The following is a 17,399-nucleotide window of genomic DNA, read 5'->3' on the forward strand; positions in this document are numbered from 1 at the left end:
ATAAAATATTTTCTCAATTACTGAGAGGGGTTATATGTGGAACTGCTTCTGTGTTTATTTGGCTTTATTTCGGGGATCACCACCGCACTATTCGGCTTCGGTGGTGGTTTTATCACTGTTCCATTGTTATACGCATTGATTACCTTAGTGTGGGGGCCGAGCCATAGTGCGAATGAAGTGGCAATGCAAATTGCGGTGGCAACTTCAACCTGCGTGATGATTTTTTCATCAACGTTATCAAGTCGTGCCCATTACTTAAAAGGTAATCTTAGCTGGGCAATTATTCGTCCGTTTATTATTCCAATTTCAATTGGTGGCATATTTGGGGCCATTGTTGCGCTATCCGTAGATAGTGCATTAATTCGTTGGATATTTATTGGTTATTTAATTATCACTATTTTAGATTGCTTTATTCGTCCCGGTTTTATGAAAACAGAATCTATAGGTATACAAGCCTCCCGTGGCGGTATTTTTGCCGATACCCCGATTGGCGTGGTGATTGGTGCGGTGGCGGCATTTTTAGGTGTTGGCGGCAGTGTGATGACCGTTCCACTAATGCGGCGCCGTGGTGCCAGTATGATCCAAGCAGCCGCATTTGCGAACCTATTGACATTACCAATGGCAATCACGGGCACATTAACCTATTTTTATTTCGCTATTGATAAGCACACTGATCTCGGAGCAGGGTTTCTGGGGATGATTTATATCAAAGGGGCATTAATTTTAATTGTGACATCGTGGTTAGGGATCCGTTTTGCTTCTTTATTAATGCCTTACTTGAGCGATAAACGTCATGCCCAAAGTTATCCGTTACTGTTACTCGTCGTTTTAGCCGTCATGATACTGGCTTAGAATCGCGTATATCGGTGGGTAAAGATGAGGTTTTTACCCTAAATTCCTTCTGATCATCGCTTTTGCTGCACTTGGCGCAATCAAACGGTTGTTTCCTGATTGATTATGGTAGAATATATTTAATTACTATACGCTTTTGCGCGCTTTTGGCATTGAGGAATGATGACAATGAATGAGGCAGATGCTCGCCCAACAAATTTTATCCGTCAGATCATAGATGAAGATCTGGCGACTGGAAAACACACGTCAGTGCATACGCGTTTTCCACCTGAACCGAATGGCTATTTACATATTGGTCATGCGAAATCAATCTGCTTGAATTTTGGCATTGCCAAGGATTATCAGGGCCAATGTAACTTACGTTTTGATGATACAAACCCTGTAAAAGAAGATGTCGAATACGTTAACTCTATTCAAGAAGACGTTAAATGGCTTGGTTTTGAGTGGAGCGGCGATGTTCGTTATTCCTCTGATTACTTTGATACTTTGTATCAATACGCGATCGAGTTGATCAAAAAAGGCTTAGCTTACGTTGATGAGCTCAGCCCAGACGAAATTCGCGAATATCGTGGGACACTCAAAGAGCCTGGTAAAAATAGCCCATACCGTGAGCGCCTAATTGAAGACAACTTAGCACTATTCGAAAAAATGCGTGCGGGCGGCTTCGAAGAAGGAAAAGCGTGTTTACGCGCGAAAATCGATATGGCTTCGCCATTTATGGTGATGCGCGACCCAGTTTTATATCGTATTAAATTTGCGGAACATCACCAATCTGGCAATAAATGGTGTATTTATCCAATGTATGACTTCACGCATTGTATTTCTGATGCATTAGAAGGCATTACTCACTCTTTATGTACCTTAGAATTCCAAGACAATCGCCGTTTATATGATTGGGTTTTAGATAATATCACGATTGACTGTCACCCTCGTCAGTATGAGTTTTCTCGTCTGAATCTGGAATATACGGTGATGTCTAAGCGTAAACTGAACCAATTAGTGACCGAAAAACACGTAAATGGTTGGGATGACCCACGGATGTTAACCATTTCAGGTTTGCGTCGTCGTGGTTATACCGCAGCATCTATTCGTGAATTTTGCCAACGTATTGGTGTGACGAAGCAAGATAACAACGTCGAAATGGCTTCTTTAGAATCTTGTATTCGTGATGATCTGAATGAGTCAGCACCACGTGCTATGGCGGTTATCGACCCAGTTCGTGTTGTCATTGAAAACATGCCTGCTGGTGAAGAGATTTTAACAGCGCCAAACCATCCAAATAAACCGGAGATGGGAACGCGCCAAGTGCCATTTAGTAACGAAATTTATATTGACCGTGCGGACTTCCGTGAAGAAGCAAATCGCCAATATAAGCGTTTAGTATTAGGCAAAGAAGTTCGTTTGCGTAATGCATACATCATTAAAGCAGAGCGTGTTGAAAAAGATGCGGATGGTAATATTACAACCATTTACTGTACTTATGATGCAGGCACATTAAATAAAGATCCAGCAGATGGCCGTAAAGTGAAAGGCGTTATTCATTGGGTTAGCGTAGCGCATGCATTACCTGCAGAAATTCGTCTGTATGACCGTTTATTCACTGTGCCAAACCCAGGTGCAGAAGACGATTTCTTATCCGTTATCAATCCTGAATCATTAATTATTCGCCATGGTTTTGTTGAGCCAAGCCTGAAAAATGCAGAGGCAGAAAAAGCGTATCAGTTTGAGCGTGAAGGGTATTTCTGCGCGGATAATAAGCTAAGTAGTGCAGATCATTTAGTCTTTAATCGGACGGTGGGGTTGCGTGATACTTGGGCGAAGCTCGAAAATTCTTAATTTTATGTCCCTGTCATACTTTGCACCACAGGGGTGTTGGCTTCATTAAGTTACCCGAGTCACATACTTATGTATGCTCACAGGATAACTTAATTTACCGCCTACCTGTGGTACAAATTATTTAGGGGCTAGATCGAATATTAGAACAAAAAAACGCTGACATTTATTTGCCAGCGTTTTTTATAGTAATCAACAGAACCTACAGTATTTACTCAGATTTGTTATCCACTTTGTCTTTCAGTAAACCATGCAAATATTTATTGGCTGGGATCACATTACCTTGTGCATCTTTGACTTGGTACTCTTCGCCAGTAATGGACGATTTTGAGGCAACATTATCAATAAATTGTTCTGTAGTTTTGAGACGTTTTTCTGTTTTACGTAGTTTTAAACGTAAGTGAGATTCTGCGTCGGCAGCAGAATGTTCAGTTCCGTTACGAGTAAAAGTAAGGTTCTGTTGCTTACCAAGCTCTGCTAGTAATGATTCAGTACGAACTTTTTCTTCAGGGCTTAGCGCAAGTGCTTGGGTGGTAACAAAAACGCTTAAAAAAAGTACTAAAGCAGATGAAAAACGGTTTGATAGTTGGGCTGTGAGTGACTGCACGAATTTCTCTCCATAGAAAAAAGGTGAGTAAATTATAGGCAGCCTTTTAATTTAAACTATCGGTAAGATTCCTAGAATTCAATGAATGGTAATCCATTAGGGCATAAACCGATAACCAATCCCTGTTTCGGTTAATAAGTGAATAGGGCGAGCAGGGTCATTTTCCAATTTTTGCCGTAGGTGGCCCATATAGATGCGTAAGTAATGATTATGTTCCACATAATTAGGCCCCCAAACTTGCAGTAATAAATGCCGTTGAGTTAATACTTTACCGCTATTAGCCACGAGTTCACTGAGTAAACGGAACTCAATCGGGGTAAGGTGGAGCTCTTCACCTTGCTTGGTAACAATTCGATTAATAAAATCGATAGTGATATCGCCAAACTGGCATTTTGAGTTTTCTTGGGTGGATTTGCCGAAACGCCGTAAAGCAACCCTAACACGAGCCAGTAATTCGCTAATCCCAAAGGGTTTTGTGAGGTAGTCATCAGCGCCTGCATCCAATGCAGCCACTTTCTGTGATTCTTCTTCGCGAGCGGATAAAACAATAATCGGAATACTGCTCCACTGACGTAGGTCACGAATTAAATCAAGCCCATCACCATCGGGCAAGCCAAGGTCTAAAATCAATAAATCAGGTTGCCGAGTACCCGATTCGATTAGGCCGCGGTGGTAATTTTCGGCTTCAAACACTTTCCAGCCTTCACCCTCCAACGCTAAACGAACAAAGCGACGGATTTCTTTTTCATCTTCAATAACCAGTATTTGATGGTTAGTACTCACAATATCGAGGGTCCTTCTATATTTCTGCCTCAATATCAGGCAGTTGCTTTAAAGGTAAAACAAAATGGAAACTGGCTCCACCTTTATTATTGTTTTGCGCCCAAATTTCGCCTTCATGCAATTGGATAATAGCACGACAAATGGCAAGCCCTAAGCCAACGCCTGGGATTGCTGATTCTTTTTGTGCCCGAGAAAATTTATCAAAAATGGTTTTTTCTTGCCCGTTTGGGATCGCATTGCTGGCATCCCATATTTCAATATGAATTTTTTGTCCTTCAACTGCGGCTCGAATACCAATCGGGGTATCGTTATTGCTATATTTTACGGCATTTTCTAAGAGATTGATTAGTACTCGCTCAATCAAATTGGCATCACAATAAAGCAATAAATCTGCTGGAATATCAATCTCTAAAGGGTGACTGTGTAAGGTGTAATCTAAGGTTCTAACGGCACTACTGGTAATTTCTTGTAGTGATTCCCACGCTAAGTTGGGTTGAATGCTGCCAGATTGCAAACGAGCCATATCCAGTAAATTATTAACTAAGCGAGAGGTGCTTAGTACTTGTTGGCGCATTTGGTTGACTTGCTCTGTTAATGGTGAATTTTCCGCTGATAAGTTCAACATTAAAATTTCAGTTTGCCCGAACAAAACGGTAAGTGGCGTTTTTAGATCATGGGAAAGTGCGGCAAGTAACGAGTTTCTCAGTTGTTCACGTTCAATATTTAATTTGGCTAATTCAGCTTGTTTGGTCAGTTGTAGACGAGCAAGCGAGCTTGCAATCAGCCCCGTAAAGGTTTGCAGCATGCGTTGCTGCTCTGGGATCAATAACTGGCGTATGTTTCTTGGCTCAATGGCAAGAACGGCAAGGGTTTGGTCGGCAGTGGTGATAGGTTGTAATTGATAAGGAACACTTGGCAAAGTATCCGTACCAGCACCGGCTGGCTGGCGTTTATCAAAACTCCACTTAGCAATGGCTTTATCAATTTGCATTGCCGTGTAGCCATCACATTGCAACGGTGTTAATTGGCCATCCTCATCAGGTAATAACAAGCAACTTTTGGCTTGGAAGGCATTATTGAGAAAATGATATCCTGTTTTTCCAATATCATCAGTGGTGATGGCTTGGCCTAATTCTTTTGTCATTTCATATAAATGACGGGTCCGTTGTTCGCGATACCGAGCAATACGAGCTTGGTAGCGCATACCCGCAGTTAAATTCCCCACAACAACCCCAACAATTAGCATCACCGTAAAAGTGACTAAATATTGCATATCCATGATAGCAAGGGAAAAATGGGGTTGAACAAAGAACAGGTCAAAACTGATCACGTTAACCAAGGCGGCAAAGACAGAGGGGCGTCGACCATAAAATAATGCGATTAACACGACACCTAATAGATAGAGTGTCACGAGGTTGGCTTTATCGAGTGCTAATAAAAAGGTACGTGAAAATAAGGTGATAGCGGCGCACATCACAATGGCCATTAAATAGCCATTCATATCCGATCGCCATTTTTCAGAGAACGGTTTTCTTTCGGGTTCTTTGTCCCACTCACTTTTTTCTTCAAGTGCGACGATCACTAGGTCTAGATCTGGGCCGAGCTTACCTAGGCGATCGGCAAAACCGGGGCGTAAATTGAACTTAAACCATTTATTTGTTTTATTACGTCGGCCAATTAATATCTTCCCTAAATTATGTTCTCGTGCGTAACGCAATATGGCTTTTTCTTCAGAAGGATCTGATAAGGTCGCTGTTTCTGCCCCTAAGTCTTGAGCAAGTCGCAATGCTTTTAAGATAGCTCTACGCTGTGTTTCAGGTAGCTGATGAAGCGAAGGGGTTTCAACATAAACAGCATGCCAGACACTACCGAATTTTGCGGCAAGCCGAGCCGCGGTACGAACTAACTTTTCATTTCCCGTATTATGGCCAACGCATAACAATAGCCCATCGCGAGTGTGCCATACGGGCGCTTGGCCTTTACCGCCACGAAATTCACGCATTTGGTCATCAACTCGGTCGGCAGTGCGACGAAGTGCGAGTTCACGAAGTGCAATTAAATTTCCTTTGCGGAAAAAATGCTCAATGGCGCGTTCGGCTTGCCCTGGTATGTATACCTTACCTTCTTTAAGACGTTGCCGTAGGTCGTCAGGGGGAAGGTCGACTAACACCACTTCGTCAGCGGCATCAAAAATATGGTCTGGAACCGTTTCACGGACTCGAATACCTGTAATGCTTCCAACAATATCATTCAGGCTTTCAATGTGCTGAACGTTGATGGTCGTCAGTACATCAATTCCAGCATCAAGTAACTCTTCGACATCTTGCCAACGTTTAGGGTGTCGGCTGCCATTAGGATTACTAAATGCTAATTCATCCATTAAAATTATGGCAGGATGCCTAGCAATTGCAGCATCAATATCGAAGCCATTTAGGCGGCGGCCGTGATGAGTAATGCGTCTGGGTGGTAACAGAGAAAGGCCGTCAAGTAACGCGGCTGTTTCTTCTCTTTCATGGGTTTCTACCACGCCAACCAGAACATCTAGCCCTTGGGCTCTAAGCCTTTGCGCTTCTTGCAGCATGGCATACGTTTTTCCAACACCTGCACAGGCACCGAAAAAAATCTTTAATTTGCCACGCCCAATTTCATTGGCTTTGACCAAGAGTTCATCGGGGTTAGGGCGAATAGGTTCCTGATTGTTCATCACAGCCCCTAGTGAGTTTGACTGTTTATTTGTTGTTGATATTCATCAAGTGCTAGGTTCAGTTTTAGCACATTAATGACTGATTCGCCTAAAAAGGGTAACAGCGCCTGTTCAGTATGTGTTTCTATCAATGATTTTACCGCATCCAAAGGAATTTGCCTGCTTTTTGCAATGCGTGGAGCTTGGTATAATGCTGCATCAATAGAAATATTGGGGTCTAAGCCGCTGGCAGACGCCGTGAGTAAATCCACTGGGGTGGCGTTATCTGCATCGGGGTTTGCTGCGCGCAGTTGTTCGTTACGCTCAATCATCGTTTGTTGTAATAACGGGTTACTGACCGCTAAATTACTTCCGCCAGAAGCTAATGCGTTGTAGGGGCTATCAACCGTCGCAGAGGGGCGACCGTGAAAATAGCGGACATCACCCACATTTTGCCCGATCAAGGCTGAGCCAACAGTACGTTCATCTTGCATAAGTAGAGAGCCGTGAGCCTGCCATGGAAAAAAGATGTTAGCGAGACCAGTTACCATTAATGGGTAAGCAATACCGGTAAAAATGGTGAGTACTAGTAACATGATAATCGACGAACGGATCATATTCATAATCAACTCCTTATATTCCAAAAAAACTAATAAGCAGATCAATCAGTTTGATCCCAACGAATGGCACAATTAACCCGCCTAAGCCATAAATGCCTAAATTACGTTGCAATAATGATTGGGAACTCATTGGGCGATAATGGACACCTTTAATGGCTAAAGGGATCAAGAAGATAATAATCAATGCGTTGAAGATGACCGCAGAAAGGATAGCGGACGCAGGTGAATGTAATTGCATAATATTTAATGCATTTAATTGTGGCCATGTCACCGCAAAAGCTGCAGGGATAATGGCAAAATATTTAGCAATATCATTGGCAATACTGAATGTCGTTAATGAGCCGCGAGTCATCAACATTTGTTTACCAATATGCACGACTTCGATTAATTTGGTTGGGTTAGAGTCTAAATCAACCATGTTACCGGCTTCTTTTGCCGCTTGGGTGCCAGAGTTCATTGCCACTGCGACATCCGCTTGCGCCAGTGCTGGCGCATCGTTGGTGCCGTCACCTGTCATGGCAACTAAGCGGCCTTCAGATTGATATTGGCGGATCAACGCCAGTTTGGCTTCCGGTGTGGCTTCAGCAAGGAAATCATCAACCCCAGCCTCTGCCGCAATAGCAGCGGCGGTTAAATGGTTATCTCCCGTGATCATCACGGTCTTTATGCCCATACTGCGCATTTGAGCAAAACGCTCTTTCATTCCACCTTTAACGATATCTTTGAGTGCCACAACCCCTAATACAGTTTGGTTATCAACGACAACGAGTGGGGTTCCTCCCAAATGAGCAACTTTTTCGACCAGTTGATCGGCTTCTACTGGGAATTTACCGTGGTTAGCTTCTATATAACGACGGATCGCATCCGCAGAGCCTTTGCGGATCATCCGTTCGCCAATATTGACTCCACTCATACGCGTCATTGCAGAAAAAGGAACAAAAGTCGCATTCAGGGCATGAATATCTCTTTCACGTAAATTGAATTTTTGTTTTGCCAGTATCACAATACTGCGGCCTTCTGGTGTTTCATCGGCTAAAGAAGATAATTGTGCTGCATCAGCCAGTTGCTGTTCAGTGATACCCGTTAGCGGTAAAAACTCGGAGGCTTGGCGGTTTCCCAGTGTAATTGTCCCTGTTTTATCGAGTAATAGAACGTCAACGTCTCCCGCAGCTTCTACGGCACGCCCGCTGGTGGCAATAACATTGGCTCCTAGCATGCGGCTCATTCCTGCTACACCGATAGACGAAAGCAAGCCACCAATGGTGGTTGGGATTAAACAAACTAATAGGGCAATCAACACTAAAATAGAAACTGCATCGCCAGCACCGGCATAATCTGCGGCAAAAGAGGTAAAGGGGTACAAAGTTGCACAGACAAGGACGAAAATGATCGTTAATGCAGTTAACAAAATGGTGAGTGCGATTTCATTGGGTGTTTTACGGCGTTGCGCACCTTCCACCATGGAAATCATTCTATCTAAGAAGGTTTCACCGGGGTTGACCGTACATTCCACGATCAGCCAATCGGAAAGTACGCGAGTTCCCCCTGTTACAGAGGAAAAATCACCACCAGATTCACGGATCACTGGAGCGGATTCCCCTGTAATTGCGCTTTCATCCACAGAGGCGCCGCCTTCGATGACTTCCCCATCGCAAGGAATGGTATCTCCGGCACGGATCAACACAATATCGCCTTTACGTAACTGATCTGAATTCACTATTTCTTGATTGGCATCCAGCGAAGCAGACGCTAAACGCGTTGCGCTACTTTGTTGCTTTACGCCTTTTAAGCTTTGGGCTTGTGCTTTGCTACGCCCTTCAGCGAGCGCTTCCGCAAAGTTGGCAAAAATAACCGTAAACCACAGCCAAAGGGTGATCATACCACTGAACCAAGCACTACCTTGTGTGTAACCCATTACCATGGCTAACCAAAGTAACGTAGTGATAATACTGCCAATAAAGACTACAAACATCACTGGGTTACGCCATTGCGCTTGCGGGGTGCATTTTTTGATTGATTCAATAATAGATTGTTTAATTAATTGATTGTTGAATAATTTAGTTTGTTTATTTTTCATTTTTTTTCCCCTCATTATCCTGCAAAACCAATGTGTAATTGTTCAGCGATTGGCCCTAATGCTAAAGCCGGCACAAAGGTGAGTGCGCCAATGAGAAGCACGGTAAAAATAAGTAACCCAATGAATAAAGGGCCTGTTGTGGGTAAAGTAGCATGGCTTTGGGCTTGTGGTTTTTTATTGGCCATTGAGCCTGCAATCGCTAAGACGGGAAGGATCACACCAAAACGACCAATAAACATGGCTATTGCAAGTAGCACATTGTAGAACGGCGTATTCGTGCTGAGCCCTGCAAAAGCGCTACCATTATTATTGGCGGCAGAAGAAAAGGCATATAGCACTTCACTAAACCCATGCGCGCCTGGATTTAAAATCCCTGCACGCCCAGCTTCGGTCATTAATGAAATAGTTGTACCAAGTAGCACTAAGGTTGGGGTGACTAAAATCGCCAGTGCGACCATTTTCATTTCACGCACTTCAATTTTTTTACCCAGGTATTCAGGTGTACGACCAATCATGAGACCAGCAAGGAAGACTGCGAGTAATACAAATAGCAACATGCCGTATAAACCGGAACCGACACCGCCAAATACCACTTCACCAATTTGCATTAACCACATTGGTACCATTCCGCCCATTGCGGTAAAGGAGTCATGCATGGCGTTAACAGCTCCACAAGAGGCTGCGGTGGTGACGACGGCAAACAAAGCGGAGCCGACAATCCCAAAACGACTCTCTTTTCCTTCCATATTGGCAGAGCTAGTGGCATGCAGTTCGGCTAAAAATGGGTTTCCCACATATTCCGCTTTAACTACGACTATGGCAGCAACCACAAAAATGATCCCCATAACCCAGAGTAAGGTATGGCCTTGCTTGTTGTTACCAACGACACGACCAAAGGCAAAGCAAAGTGCAGTAGGGATTAGGAAAATCGCTAACATTTGCACAAAATTACTCAGTGCAGTTGGGTTTTCAAAAGGGTGCGATGAATTAGAGCCGAAGAACCCACCACCATTTGTGCCGAGCAATTTTATCGCTTCTTGGGACGCAACTGGCCCCATCGGTAATAGCTGTTCACTGCTATCTAAAGGATGAATAAGTAAATAATTGGAAAAATTTTGGATCACACCTTGGCTGACAAAAAATAGCGCAAAAATAATCGCTAAAGGGAAGAGCAAATACACAGTAATGCGGTAAATATCTAACCACGCATTACCGACAGTTTTATTGCCATGGTGTGAAAAAGCACGAATAATTGCGAAGGCCACAGCAAGGCCTGTCGCTGCGGAAAGAAAGTTTTGTACAGTCAGCCCTGCCATTTGGCTTAAATAACTTAATGTATTTTCGCCGCTATAGGCTTGCCAGTTAGTATTAGTAACAAAACTAACCGCGGTATTAAAGGCTAAATCCCAGCTCATCCCTTCAAAGTGTTGAGGGTTAAGAGGTAAACGGCCTTGGCAGATTAAAATAACGAATAATAAAACAAAGCCTAAAAGATTAAATAATACAATTGCTAAGGCATATTGTCGCCAATTCATCTCAGCCATTTCACGCCCTGGTTGTTTGACTCCAGCAAGGCGCCAAAGTAAGGACTCACTGCTTGCTAACCGACGAGGTATATCATTGTCGATTAGCCGAGCAATACCGTTACCTAAAGGTTTTGCTAAGATGAATAAGATCAGTAAAAAACTACCTAAAAATAACAATGTAGTGGTAGTCATATCAGAAATCCTCCGCGTTAAGCAGGGCATAAATCAGATACGCCAGCAGTAAAACAACGAGAACTGCCCCAATAATGGAAAGTAATGACACAGTATTTTCTCCTTATTATTTCCATGAGATAAGGCTAAAGAGTTCGTTGTAAAGAAGCTGATAAAAATCACGGGTAGGGTGTAAAAAAAGTATAAAAATGGTTATTTATCGAGCAAGAAGAGAGTGCTTAATAGAGAAAGTGGCGTGTGGTTTTATTAATTTATTTGTTAAATAATTGTAATTTAAATGTACAAATAAAACATTAATTGGTTAAAAAATGTAATAAAAATACGGAATGAACAGATTTTTTAGAAAAATTTACATACTAAGTGGTCAGATGAGTAGTTTTATTACACAATTTGCGATATCCTATCTACAGTCAATATATTTCATATTATCTGTTCGGTTTTAGTCGCTCTTTACTACTGTGTTAATGGGAAATGTGTGTTAATGGGGAATGGTAGAGCAAAGCTGGAATCGACAAATAAAGTGGCAACTGAAGGAGGATACCGATGTCCACATATCGCGAATATTCCCGTAATCAGGTACTTGCACGCCGCACTGCTGCTGTAACAGCTGGCATTATTGCGTTTCCGGTTATGGTTTTTTATCCAAAAAGAGCAAAGTTTTATAGCCATTTACATAAAGTTTGGGCAAAAACCAGTGATAAACCGGTTTGGCTAGAACGTTCAGAGACAACGCTGGAAAGCCACCGCTAATTTAGTACTTAATGGCGAGTAATAACCCCTACGATGTTGAATTGTGGGGGTTTTGTTTTTTTATTTTCTTACTTTCATTTACTATCCACCTGAATTTTTATCGATTAATGCCCTCGATTTGCTCTAAATAACACAGAAAAAAATTATGTTTCCGTTTATGCTTATTGATTATCAGTCAATTACGTTCAAACTGGTGGATAAACCGTTTAGCTGTGCAGTAAAAAGGACAACATAATGCATAATTTAAGATTAGAAGAAATCATTAATGACGAATTGAAAGTTAGTGAGTTCCAAGATTTTGCACCGAATGGATTGCAAGTTGAAGGGCGGCCCCATGTACATAAAATCATCACAGGGGTGACAGCTTGCCAAGCATTGCTGGATGTTGCTGTTGAAAAGAAAGCTGATGCCGTCATTGTTCATCATGGCTATTTTTGGAAAAATGAGCCAGCCATTATCAAAGGCATGAAGAGAAATCGCTTAAAAACATTATTAGCGAATGATATAAACCTGTATGGTTATCACCTCCCATTAGATGCACATCACCAACTAGGTAATAATACTCAGCTTGCCTATATTATGGGGGTGCAGGTGAACGGCCAAATTGACCCATTAATGCCATTTGGTTTTTTTGATCAACCCATTACACCTTCAGAATTAACGTCTCGCTTAGAAACTCGCCTTGGCCGTAAAGTTCTTCATTGTGGTGATAATGCAAAAGAAGAAATTCGCCAAATTGCATGGTGTACAGGAGGAGGGCAAGGTTTCATCCTACAAGCGGCGGAATTTGGCGTAGATGCCTTTGTAACAGGGGAAGTTTCCGAGCAAACCATTCATATAGCAAGAGAAATGGGGATCCATTTCTACAGTGCAGGGCATCACGCAACAGAGCGTTATGGGATCAAAGCACTGACTCAGTGGCTGGTGGATGAACATGGATTAGATGCCGAATTTATCGATATCGATAATCCGGCTTAATTTTCGTCGCCTTTTACATCACTGCGTTGTTGGCTGCATTCACGAACCCTAGTCACATACTTATGTATGCTCCTAGGGCTTCGCTCTCTTGCCGCCTAGCTGTGATTCGAAAAGCATAGAAGATGGATTAATAATATATTTATAGAATTAAATTTTCGTTTTATTCGAGCGGTGGCGGTGTTGGCTTCACTTAATATGTATGTACCTAAGATTTAGTTTGATATTTGAACGTATTATCAATATGAGGGATACTTATCATAAGCTTAGATAAGTATCCCTTTGTTTTTTTACTATTATTCTTTAATATAGTGCTTTCTTGCTAAATTATTGTACCGCTCCTATGTCACACAGGAAAAACGTAAAACTTACAGTTGGTTAGTGAATAAATTGATATTAATCACTTGCAATTTCATGGTAGGTAGTTAAATACACTATAAAATTAGGCCGATAATTTCACTGCTAGTAGAGGGTAGCTTAAATTCTCTATTTTATTTATTTTAAATCATGTTGTTATGAAAATATCGCAAGCTGAAATATTTAGTAACATAGTTTATTTCTATGTACATTAGAACTTACTGGGCTTATCGCAGTTTGGTCTATTTTTTACTCGATGATTATTCGGTAATGATTCATTTTTGGTGTTTTTCTGGAGTTATATAGCGATATTTCAACCCGTTTACGCTAAGTCACTTATCCTAGAGAGATACAAACTAGCCCTCCAGTTTACAGTCCATTCATAAGCTTTTATTATCCTTAACTCAAATCTTACCGTGCGCACTGGTTGAGATGACGGAAATTAATCGATAATTATATCGACTTAACCCAATTTGTCATTCTGGATAAAGGATATCGCTATGCCAACTCCATGCTATATTTCCATTGAAGGAAAAACCCAAGGTAACATCACTGCCGGTGCATTTACTGCGGATTCTGTCGGTAACATCTACGTGCAAGGTCATGAAGACCAAATGCTGGTGCAAGAATTCTCTCACGTCGTGACTGTACCGACAGACCCACAATCCGGCCAGCCTTCAGGCCAACGTGCGCACAAGCCGTTCCGTTTCACCGTGGCGTTAAATAAAGCCGTTCCACTGCTGTATAACGCCTTAGCGTCTGGTGAAATGCTGCCGAAAGTGGAACTGAAATGGTACCGCACGTCAGTTGAAGGCAAGCAAGAGCATTTCTTCACCACCACGTTAACCGATGCGACTATCGTCAATATTGATTGCCAAATGCCACATTGCCAAGATCCCGCGAAAGCCGATTTCACGCAGTTAATTGAAGTGTCACTGTCTTACCGTAAAATCGATTGGGAGCACACCGTTGCAGGCACATCCGGTGCCGATGACTGGCGTGCGCCGCTCGAAGCGTAAGTTCAAATTTAGCGAGCCTTTCGAGGCTCGTTTGCGTTTTTAGCTTTTTCTTCCGTAGAGGAAACTCCCATGTCTTGGACTGACCCAAAGAAAAATAGACGACTCGGCAGCCCCGAAAATAACCCGCTTATTCACGGTGGCGGATACACCGGCGGCAGAACCTACGCACAAGACCAAGCCTTGCAAGAAGCCCATGGTCAACTGCTAGAGCGTATTATGAATGGCGAAATGGGGACGGGATTGGTATTCACCTGCACGATTGGTGGGTTACCTGAAAATACCTTTCAAGTCACGCAGTTTGATTTACAAGAAGGGCTTTCCCAGCTCTTTTCACTGTCGATTCAGGCGGTCAGCCCGTTACCCGAGATTGATTTTCAAACGGTTCTGGGTGTGGCCTCCTCGTTGACTGTAAAGCGAGATGGAAAAATTCTTCGCACGGTACAAGGCATTTTAGCGGGGGCAGAACAAGGCAACACCGACGGGGTAAAAACCTGGTATCACTTTGTGATACGTCCTGAAATGTGGGTGATGACGCTTAAGCAGGACAGCCGAATTTTCCAAAATATGACGGTGCCGAACATTCTTGAGACGCTATTGAGCGAATCTCACATTAAATTTGACAAGCAGTTTTACCACCCCGAAGAGCATCTGAAACGCGAGTATATCACTCAAAAGCGTGAAACCATGTACGACTTTTGGTGCCGTCTGGCGGCGGAGGAAGGGATTACGTTCTGGTTCGAAGAAGGTCCACAACTGTTTTACAGTGACCGTCATTTAGGTATGAAGGCGGGTATTTTGCTCACCTATAATCCGCAATCTGAAACGGATATCACCGACAGCACCGCCACCACATGGCGCTATGCCGAGCAGTTGTGCAGCGATATCCGTGTGGATAAAGATTATAACTCGGTACGCCCATCGTATCCGCTGGCACACCAAGTGACGGGGGAGGTTCACCAACAACATGAAATGTTTGAAAGTTACGGTCGCTTTCAAGAAGATGCAGAAGGTAAACCCTTAAACCAAATTCGTTACGAGCAATCGCAAAACCAGCGTCAAGTGGGGTCAGCCACGACGAACTGCATTGAGTTAGCACCGGGACGTATTTTTACTTTGTCTAACCATCCTAGCCCTCGAATGAATACGACATGGCAGGTAGTGAGTGTCTCTCATCATGGCGTGCAACCTCTTGCCGATAACAGTGGCGGTGAAGGCACTCAATTGAGCAACCAGCTGTCCTTTATCCCCAGTACTCAAGAGTGGCGACCGCCCTATCGGTATAAACCTACAGCGGATGGGGATGAGCTGGCTACCGTTGTCGGGCCACCGGGTGAAGAAATTTACACCAACTCACAAGGGGCGGTTACGGTCTATTTCCATTGGGACAGGCGCGGCAAACCTGACCATAGCGCGTCTTGTTGGGTGCGAGTCGCCCACGGTTGGAACGGCGATGGTTTTGGGTTTATGTCCATCCCCAGAATTGGGCAGGAAGTGATTATTTCCTATCTTAACAATGATATAGATAAACCGATTATTACGGGCTGTACCTATAATGGCCGTAATCGGCCGCCCATTGATTTACCGAAACACAAAACACGCACGACGTTTCGCACCAAAACCCACAAAGGGGATGGCTTTAATGAGTTGCGCTTTGAAGATGAAGCAGGCCAAGAAGAAATCTATCTGCATGCGCAAAAGAATTTGGCCATCAATGTGCTGAACTCACGGGGTGAACGGATTAATTACGACCGGACAACCAGTATTGGCCATAACGATGAACTGGTTGTTGCCAGTAATCGGACCGTGACGGTTGAAGGTAATCAAGCGCACAAAACAACCGGTAACTATCAAGACAAAGTTGAGGGAGACCACCACCTTTCGGTTGAGGGGGATTTGGTTAAGGCAATACAAGGTGTGGTCAGCGTGAATGTACAAGGGGATATCACCTTACAAAGCAGCAGTAAAATCACGTTAAAAGTGGGCGGAAGCTTTGTCGTTGTTCACAGCGGTGGCGTGGATATTAAAGGACCGGCGATAAACTTAAATTCAGGGGGAAGCCCTGGGGATATCCTGCAAGCAACTAACCCTGCGGTACTTAAAGCCGCCGCGAGCAGTGGCGCGGCCTTTGTGGCGCATTGTCCCATGAAGGAAGGGCAAGAGGAGGCGGAAAATGGTTAAACCTGAAACGTGCTATGCCGTTATCGATGCAGCTTCCGAGCCCGATGTCTTTAATTTGTTCGCCGAGCACGAACCGCCGGCGAGTTGCTTATACAGCGAACCGATTCAACCGGAGATTGTGTCATTAGCGCCCTATTTAGTGGAAGTCACCGAAGAGGTGCAACGCTGGTTAAATACGCGAGAGACGCCTTGGGGAATTTATGTTTATACGCACGCAACCATGCGTGAGTTACGTCAGCATCTGCGCAAATACTTGATGGTGATGATACCGGGACAAGAAAAGCCGGTCTTTTGGCGTTTTTATGACCCTCGCAATGTGTGGGATGTGCTTGGAACCTTTGATAATTGGCGATTGCATGTGTTTTTAGGTCCTATCACGAAACTGAAGACATTGCTATGGGGAGAGGAAACGGCTTCCCGCTTTGAGCGTGAGCGCCGCGGATTTCCGGATAATGCGAAGCTTGGGGGCAAGCTGATGCGTTTTACTGATGCAGAAATGAAATTATTATCTCAACAAAAAATAGCGTTATTAACAGCGAAAATGGCACTTTTTTTTGTTCGAGCAACTGAAAAATATCAGACTCAAAAAGAATATGAAACAATTGAAAGTTTAATCTTGCAAACTATCTGTAATCCCAAAATACGTTCATTAAAATATTTTACGTCAGATTTGTGTCATGAAAAAACATGGGCATTTTACTTTGAGTATGCAAAAAGGATCGTAGATATTTGTTATGAACACGATATCAATCACGAAAAATCAATAAGTCTATTTTGTTATCTTCTTGTTTATTACGAAATATATGATGCGGATTCTCTTCCTTCGGAATGGCGTGTGATTTTATCAATACCGGATGCAATGGACTTTTATAAAATTGAAAAGTTATCGATGATGTTAATAAATACCATTCCAGATTTTTATCGGCAGTACAGTACGTAAGGAGATT

At 43.1% G+C, this 17,399-nt stretch carries 14 protein-coding genes; 7 read left to right on the top strand and 7 right to left on the bottom strand.

Going from position 1 to position 17,399, the window contains the following annotated elements; translation table 11 throughout:
- Positions 1–36: 36 nt before the first annotated feature.
- Positions 37–852 carry a sulfite exporter TauE/SafE family protein gene (locus tag PR834_RS19310; protein ID WP_262961182.1) on the top strand — a complete coding sequence of 272 codons (816 nt, stop codon included), beginning with the start codon at positions 37–39 and terminating at the stop codon, positions 850–852.
- A gap of 168 nt (positions 853–1,020) precedes the next feature.
- Positions 1,021–2,688 (top strand): glutamine--tRNA ligase, encoded by a 1,668-nt coding sequence (glnS, locus tag PR834_RS19315; RefSeq protein WP_110591327.1) that lies wholly within the window; start codon positions 1,021–1,023, stop codon positions 2,686–2,688.
- Positions 2,689–2,896: 208 nt separating this feature from the next.
- Here the strand turns inward: glnS and PR834_RS19320 are convergent, their stop codons facing one another.
- The 7 genes from PR834_RS19320 to kdpF form a co-directional block, all read right to left on the bottom strand.
- Positions 2,897–3,292 carry a DUF5329 family protein gene (locus PR834_RS19320; RefSeq protein WP_004256937.1) on the bottom strand — a complete coding sequence of 132 codons (396 nt, stop codon included), beginning with the start codon at positions 3,290–3,292 and terminating at the stop codon, positions 2,897–2,899.
- A 96-nt stretch (positions 3,293–3,388) separates the two neighbouring features.
- Positions 3,389–4,075: a two-component system response regulator KdpE gene (kdpE, locus tag PR834_RS19325; protein WP_080544454.1), complete on the bottom strand. Its 687-nt coding sequence runs from the start codon at positions 4,073–4,075 to the stop codon at positions 3,389–3,391.
- Between the two features lie 16 nt (positions 4,076–4,091).
- Positions 4,092–6,779 (bottom strand): two-component system sensor histidine kinase KdpD, encoded by a 2,688-nt coding sequence (gene kdpD, locus PR834_RS19330; protein ID WP_272536868.1) that lies wholly within the window; start codon positions 6,777–6,779, stop codon positions 4,092–4,094.
- Positions 6,780–6,787: 8 nt separating this feature from the next.
- Positions 6,788–7,381 (bottom strand): potassium-transporting ATPase subunit KdpC, encoded by a 594-nt coding sequence (kdpC, locus tag PR834_RS19335; RefSeq protein ID WP_036957946.1) that lies wholly within the window; start codon positions 7,379–7,381, stop codon positions 6,788–6,790.
- A 10-nt stretch (positions 7,382–7,391) separates the two neighbouring features.
- Entirely contained in the window at positions 7,392–9,455 is a 2,064-nt protein-coding gene (gene kdpB, locus PR834_RS19340) for a potassium-transporting ATPase subunit KdpB (protein WP_164560946.1), read from the bottom strand.
- A 14-nt stretch (positions 9,456–9,469) separates the two neighbouring features.
- Positions 9,470–11,173, bottom strand: coding sequence for a potassium-transporting ATPase subunit KdpA (gene kdpA, locus PR834_RS19345; protein WP_272536869.1), 1,704 nt, complete (start codon positions 11,171–11,173; stop codon positions 9,470–9,472).
- Between the two features lies 1 nt (position 11,174).
- Positions 11,175–11,264 (bottom strand): K(+)-transporting ATPase subunit F, encoded by a 90-nt coding sequence (gene kdpF, locus PR834_RS20465; RefSeq protein ID WP_071585860.1) that lies wholly within the window; start codon positions 11,262–11,264, stop codon positions 11,175–11,177.
- A 452-nt stretch (positions 11,265–11,716) separates the two neighbouring features.
- On the opposite strand from kdpF, the gene PR834_RS19350 reads away from it, so the two are divergent.
- The 5 genes from PR834_RS19350 (at position 11,717) to PR834_RS19370 (ending at position 17,392) form a co-directional block, all read left to right on the top strand.
- Complete coding sequence (locus PR834_RS19350) at positions 11,717–11,923, top strand: YbfA family protein (protein WP_036957942.1); 207 nt, start codon at positions 11,717–11,719, stop codon at positions 11,921–11,923.
- A 234-nt stretch (positions 11,924–12,157) separates the two neighbouring features.
- Complete coding sequence (locus PR834_RS19355) at positions 12,158–12,901, top strand: type 2 GTP cyclohydrolase I (RefSeq protein ID WP_262961181.1); 744 nt, start codon at positions 12,158–12,160, stop codon at positions 12,899–12,901.
- 854 nt (positions 12,902–13,755) lie between these two features.
- Positions 13,756–14,274 (top strand): Hcp family type VI secretion system effector, encoded by a 519-nt coding sequence (locus PR834_RS19360; protein ID WP_004246976.1) that lies wholly within the window; start codon positions 13,756–13,758, stop codon positions 14,272–14,274.
- Between the two features lie 69 nt (positions 14,275–14,343).
- On the top strand, positions 14,344–16,452 hold the full coding sequence (locus PR834_RS19365) for a type VI secretion system Vgr family protein (protein ID WP_272536870.1): 2,109 nt from the start codon (positions 14,344–14,346) through the stop codon (positions 16,450–16,452).
- Positions 16,445–17,392, top strand: a complete 948-nt coding sequence (locus PR834_RS19370; RefSeq protein WP_272536871.1) for a DUF4123 domain-containing protein — start codon at positions 16,445–16,447, stop codon at positions 17,390–17,392. Before PR834_RS19365 ends, PR834_RS19370 begins: the two co-directional genes overlap by 8 nt.
- Positions 17,393–17,399: the final 7 nt, after the last annotated feature.

The sequence above is a fragment of the Providencia sp. PROV182 genome (assembly GCF_028480325.1).
In the GTDB taxonomy this organism is placed as follows: domain Bacteria; phylum Pseudomonadota; class Gammaproteobacteria; order Enterobacterales; family Enterobacteriaceae; genus Providencia; species Providencia hangzhouensis.

Excerpts from the sequence above, each read along its gene's own strand:
- PR834_RS19350 (WP_036957942.1), top strand. The coding sequence starts at position 11,717 with ATGTCCACATATCGCGAATATTCCCGTAATCAGGTACTTGCACGCCGC.
- kdpA (WP_272536869.1), bottom strand. The coding sequence starts at position 11,173 with ATGACTACCACTACATTGTTATTTTTAGGTAGTTTTTTACTGATCTTA.
- glnS (WP_110591327.1), top strand. The coding sequence starts at position 1,021 with ATGAATGAGGCAGATGCTCGCCCAACAAATTTTATCCGTCAGATCATA.
- PR834_RS19360 (WP_004246976.1), top strand. The coding sequence starts at position 13,756 with ATGCCAACTCCATGCTATATTTCCATTGAAGGAAAAACCCAAGGTAAC.
- PR834_RS19365 (WP_272536870.1), top strand. The coding sequence starts at position 14,344 with ATGTCTTGGACTGACCCAAAGAAAAATAGACGACTCGGCAGCCCCGAA.
- PR834_RS19370 (WP_272536871.1), top strand. The coding sequence starts at position 16,445 with ATGGTTAAACCTGAAACGTGCTATGCCGTTATCGATGCAGCTTCCGAG.
- kdpC (WP_036957946.1), bottom strand. The coding sequence starts at position 7,381 with ATGAATATGATCCGTTCGTCGATTATCATGTTACTAGTACTCACCATT.
- kdpB (WP_164560946.1), bottom strand. The coding sequence starts at position 9,455 with ATGAAAAATAAACAAACTAAATTATTCAACAATCAATTAATTAAACAA.
- PR834_RS19355 (WP_262961181.1), top strand. The coding sequence starts at position 12,158 with ATGCATAATTTAAGATTAGAAGAAATCATTAATGACGAATTGAAAGTT.
- kdpD (WP_272536868.1), bottom strand. The coding sequence starts at position 6,779 with ATGAACAATCAGGAACCTATTCGCCCTAACCCCGATGAACTCTTGGTC.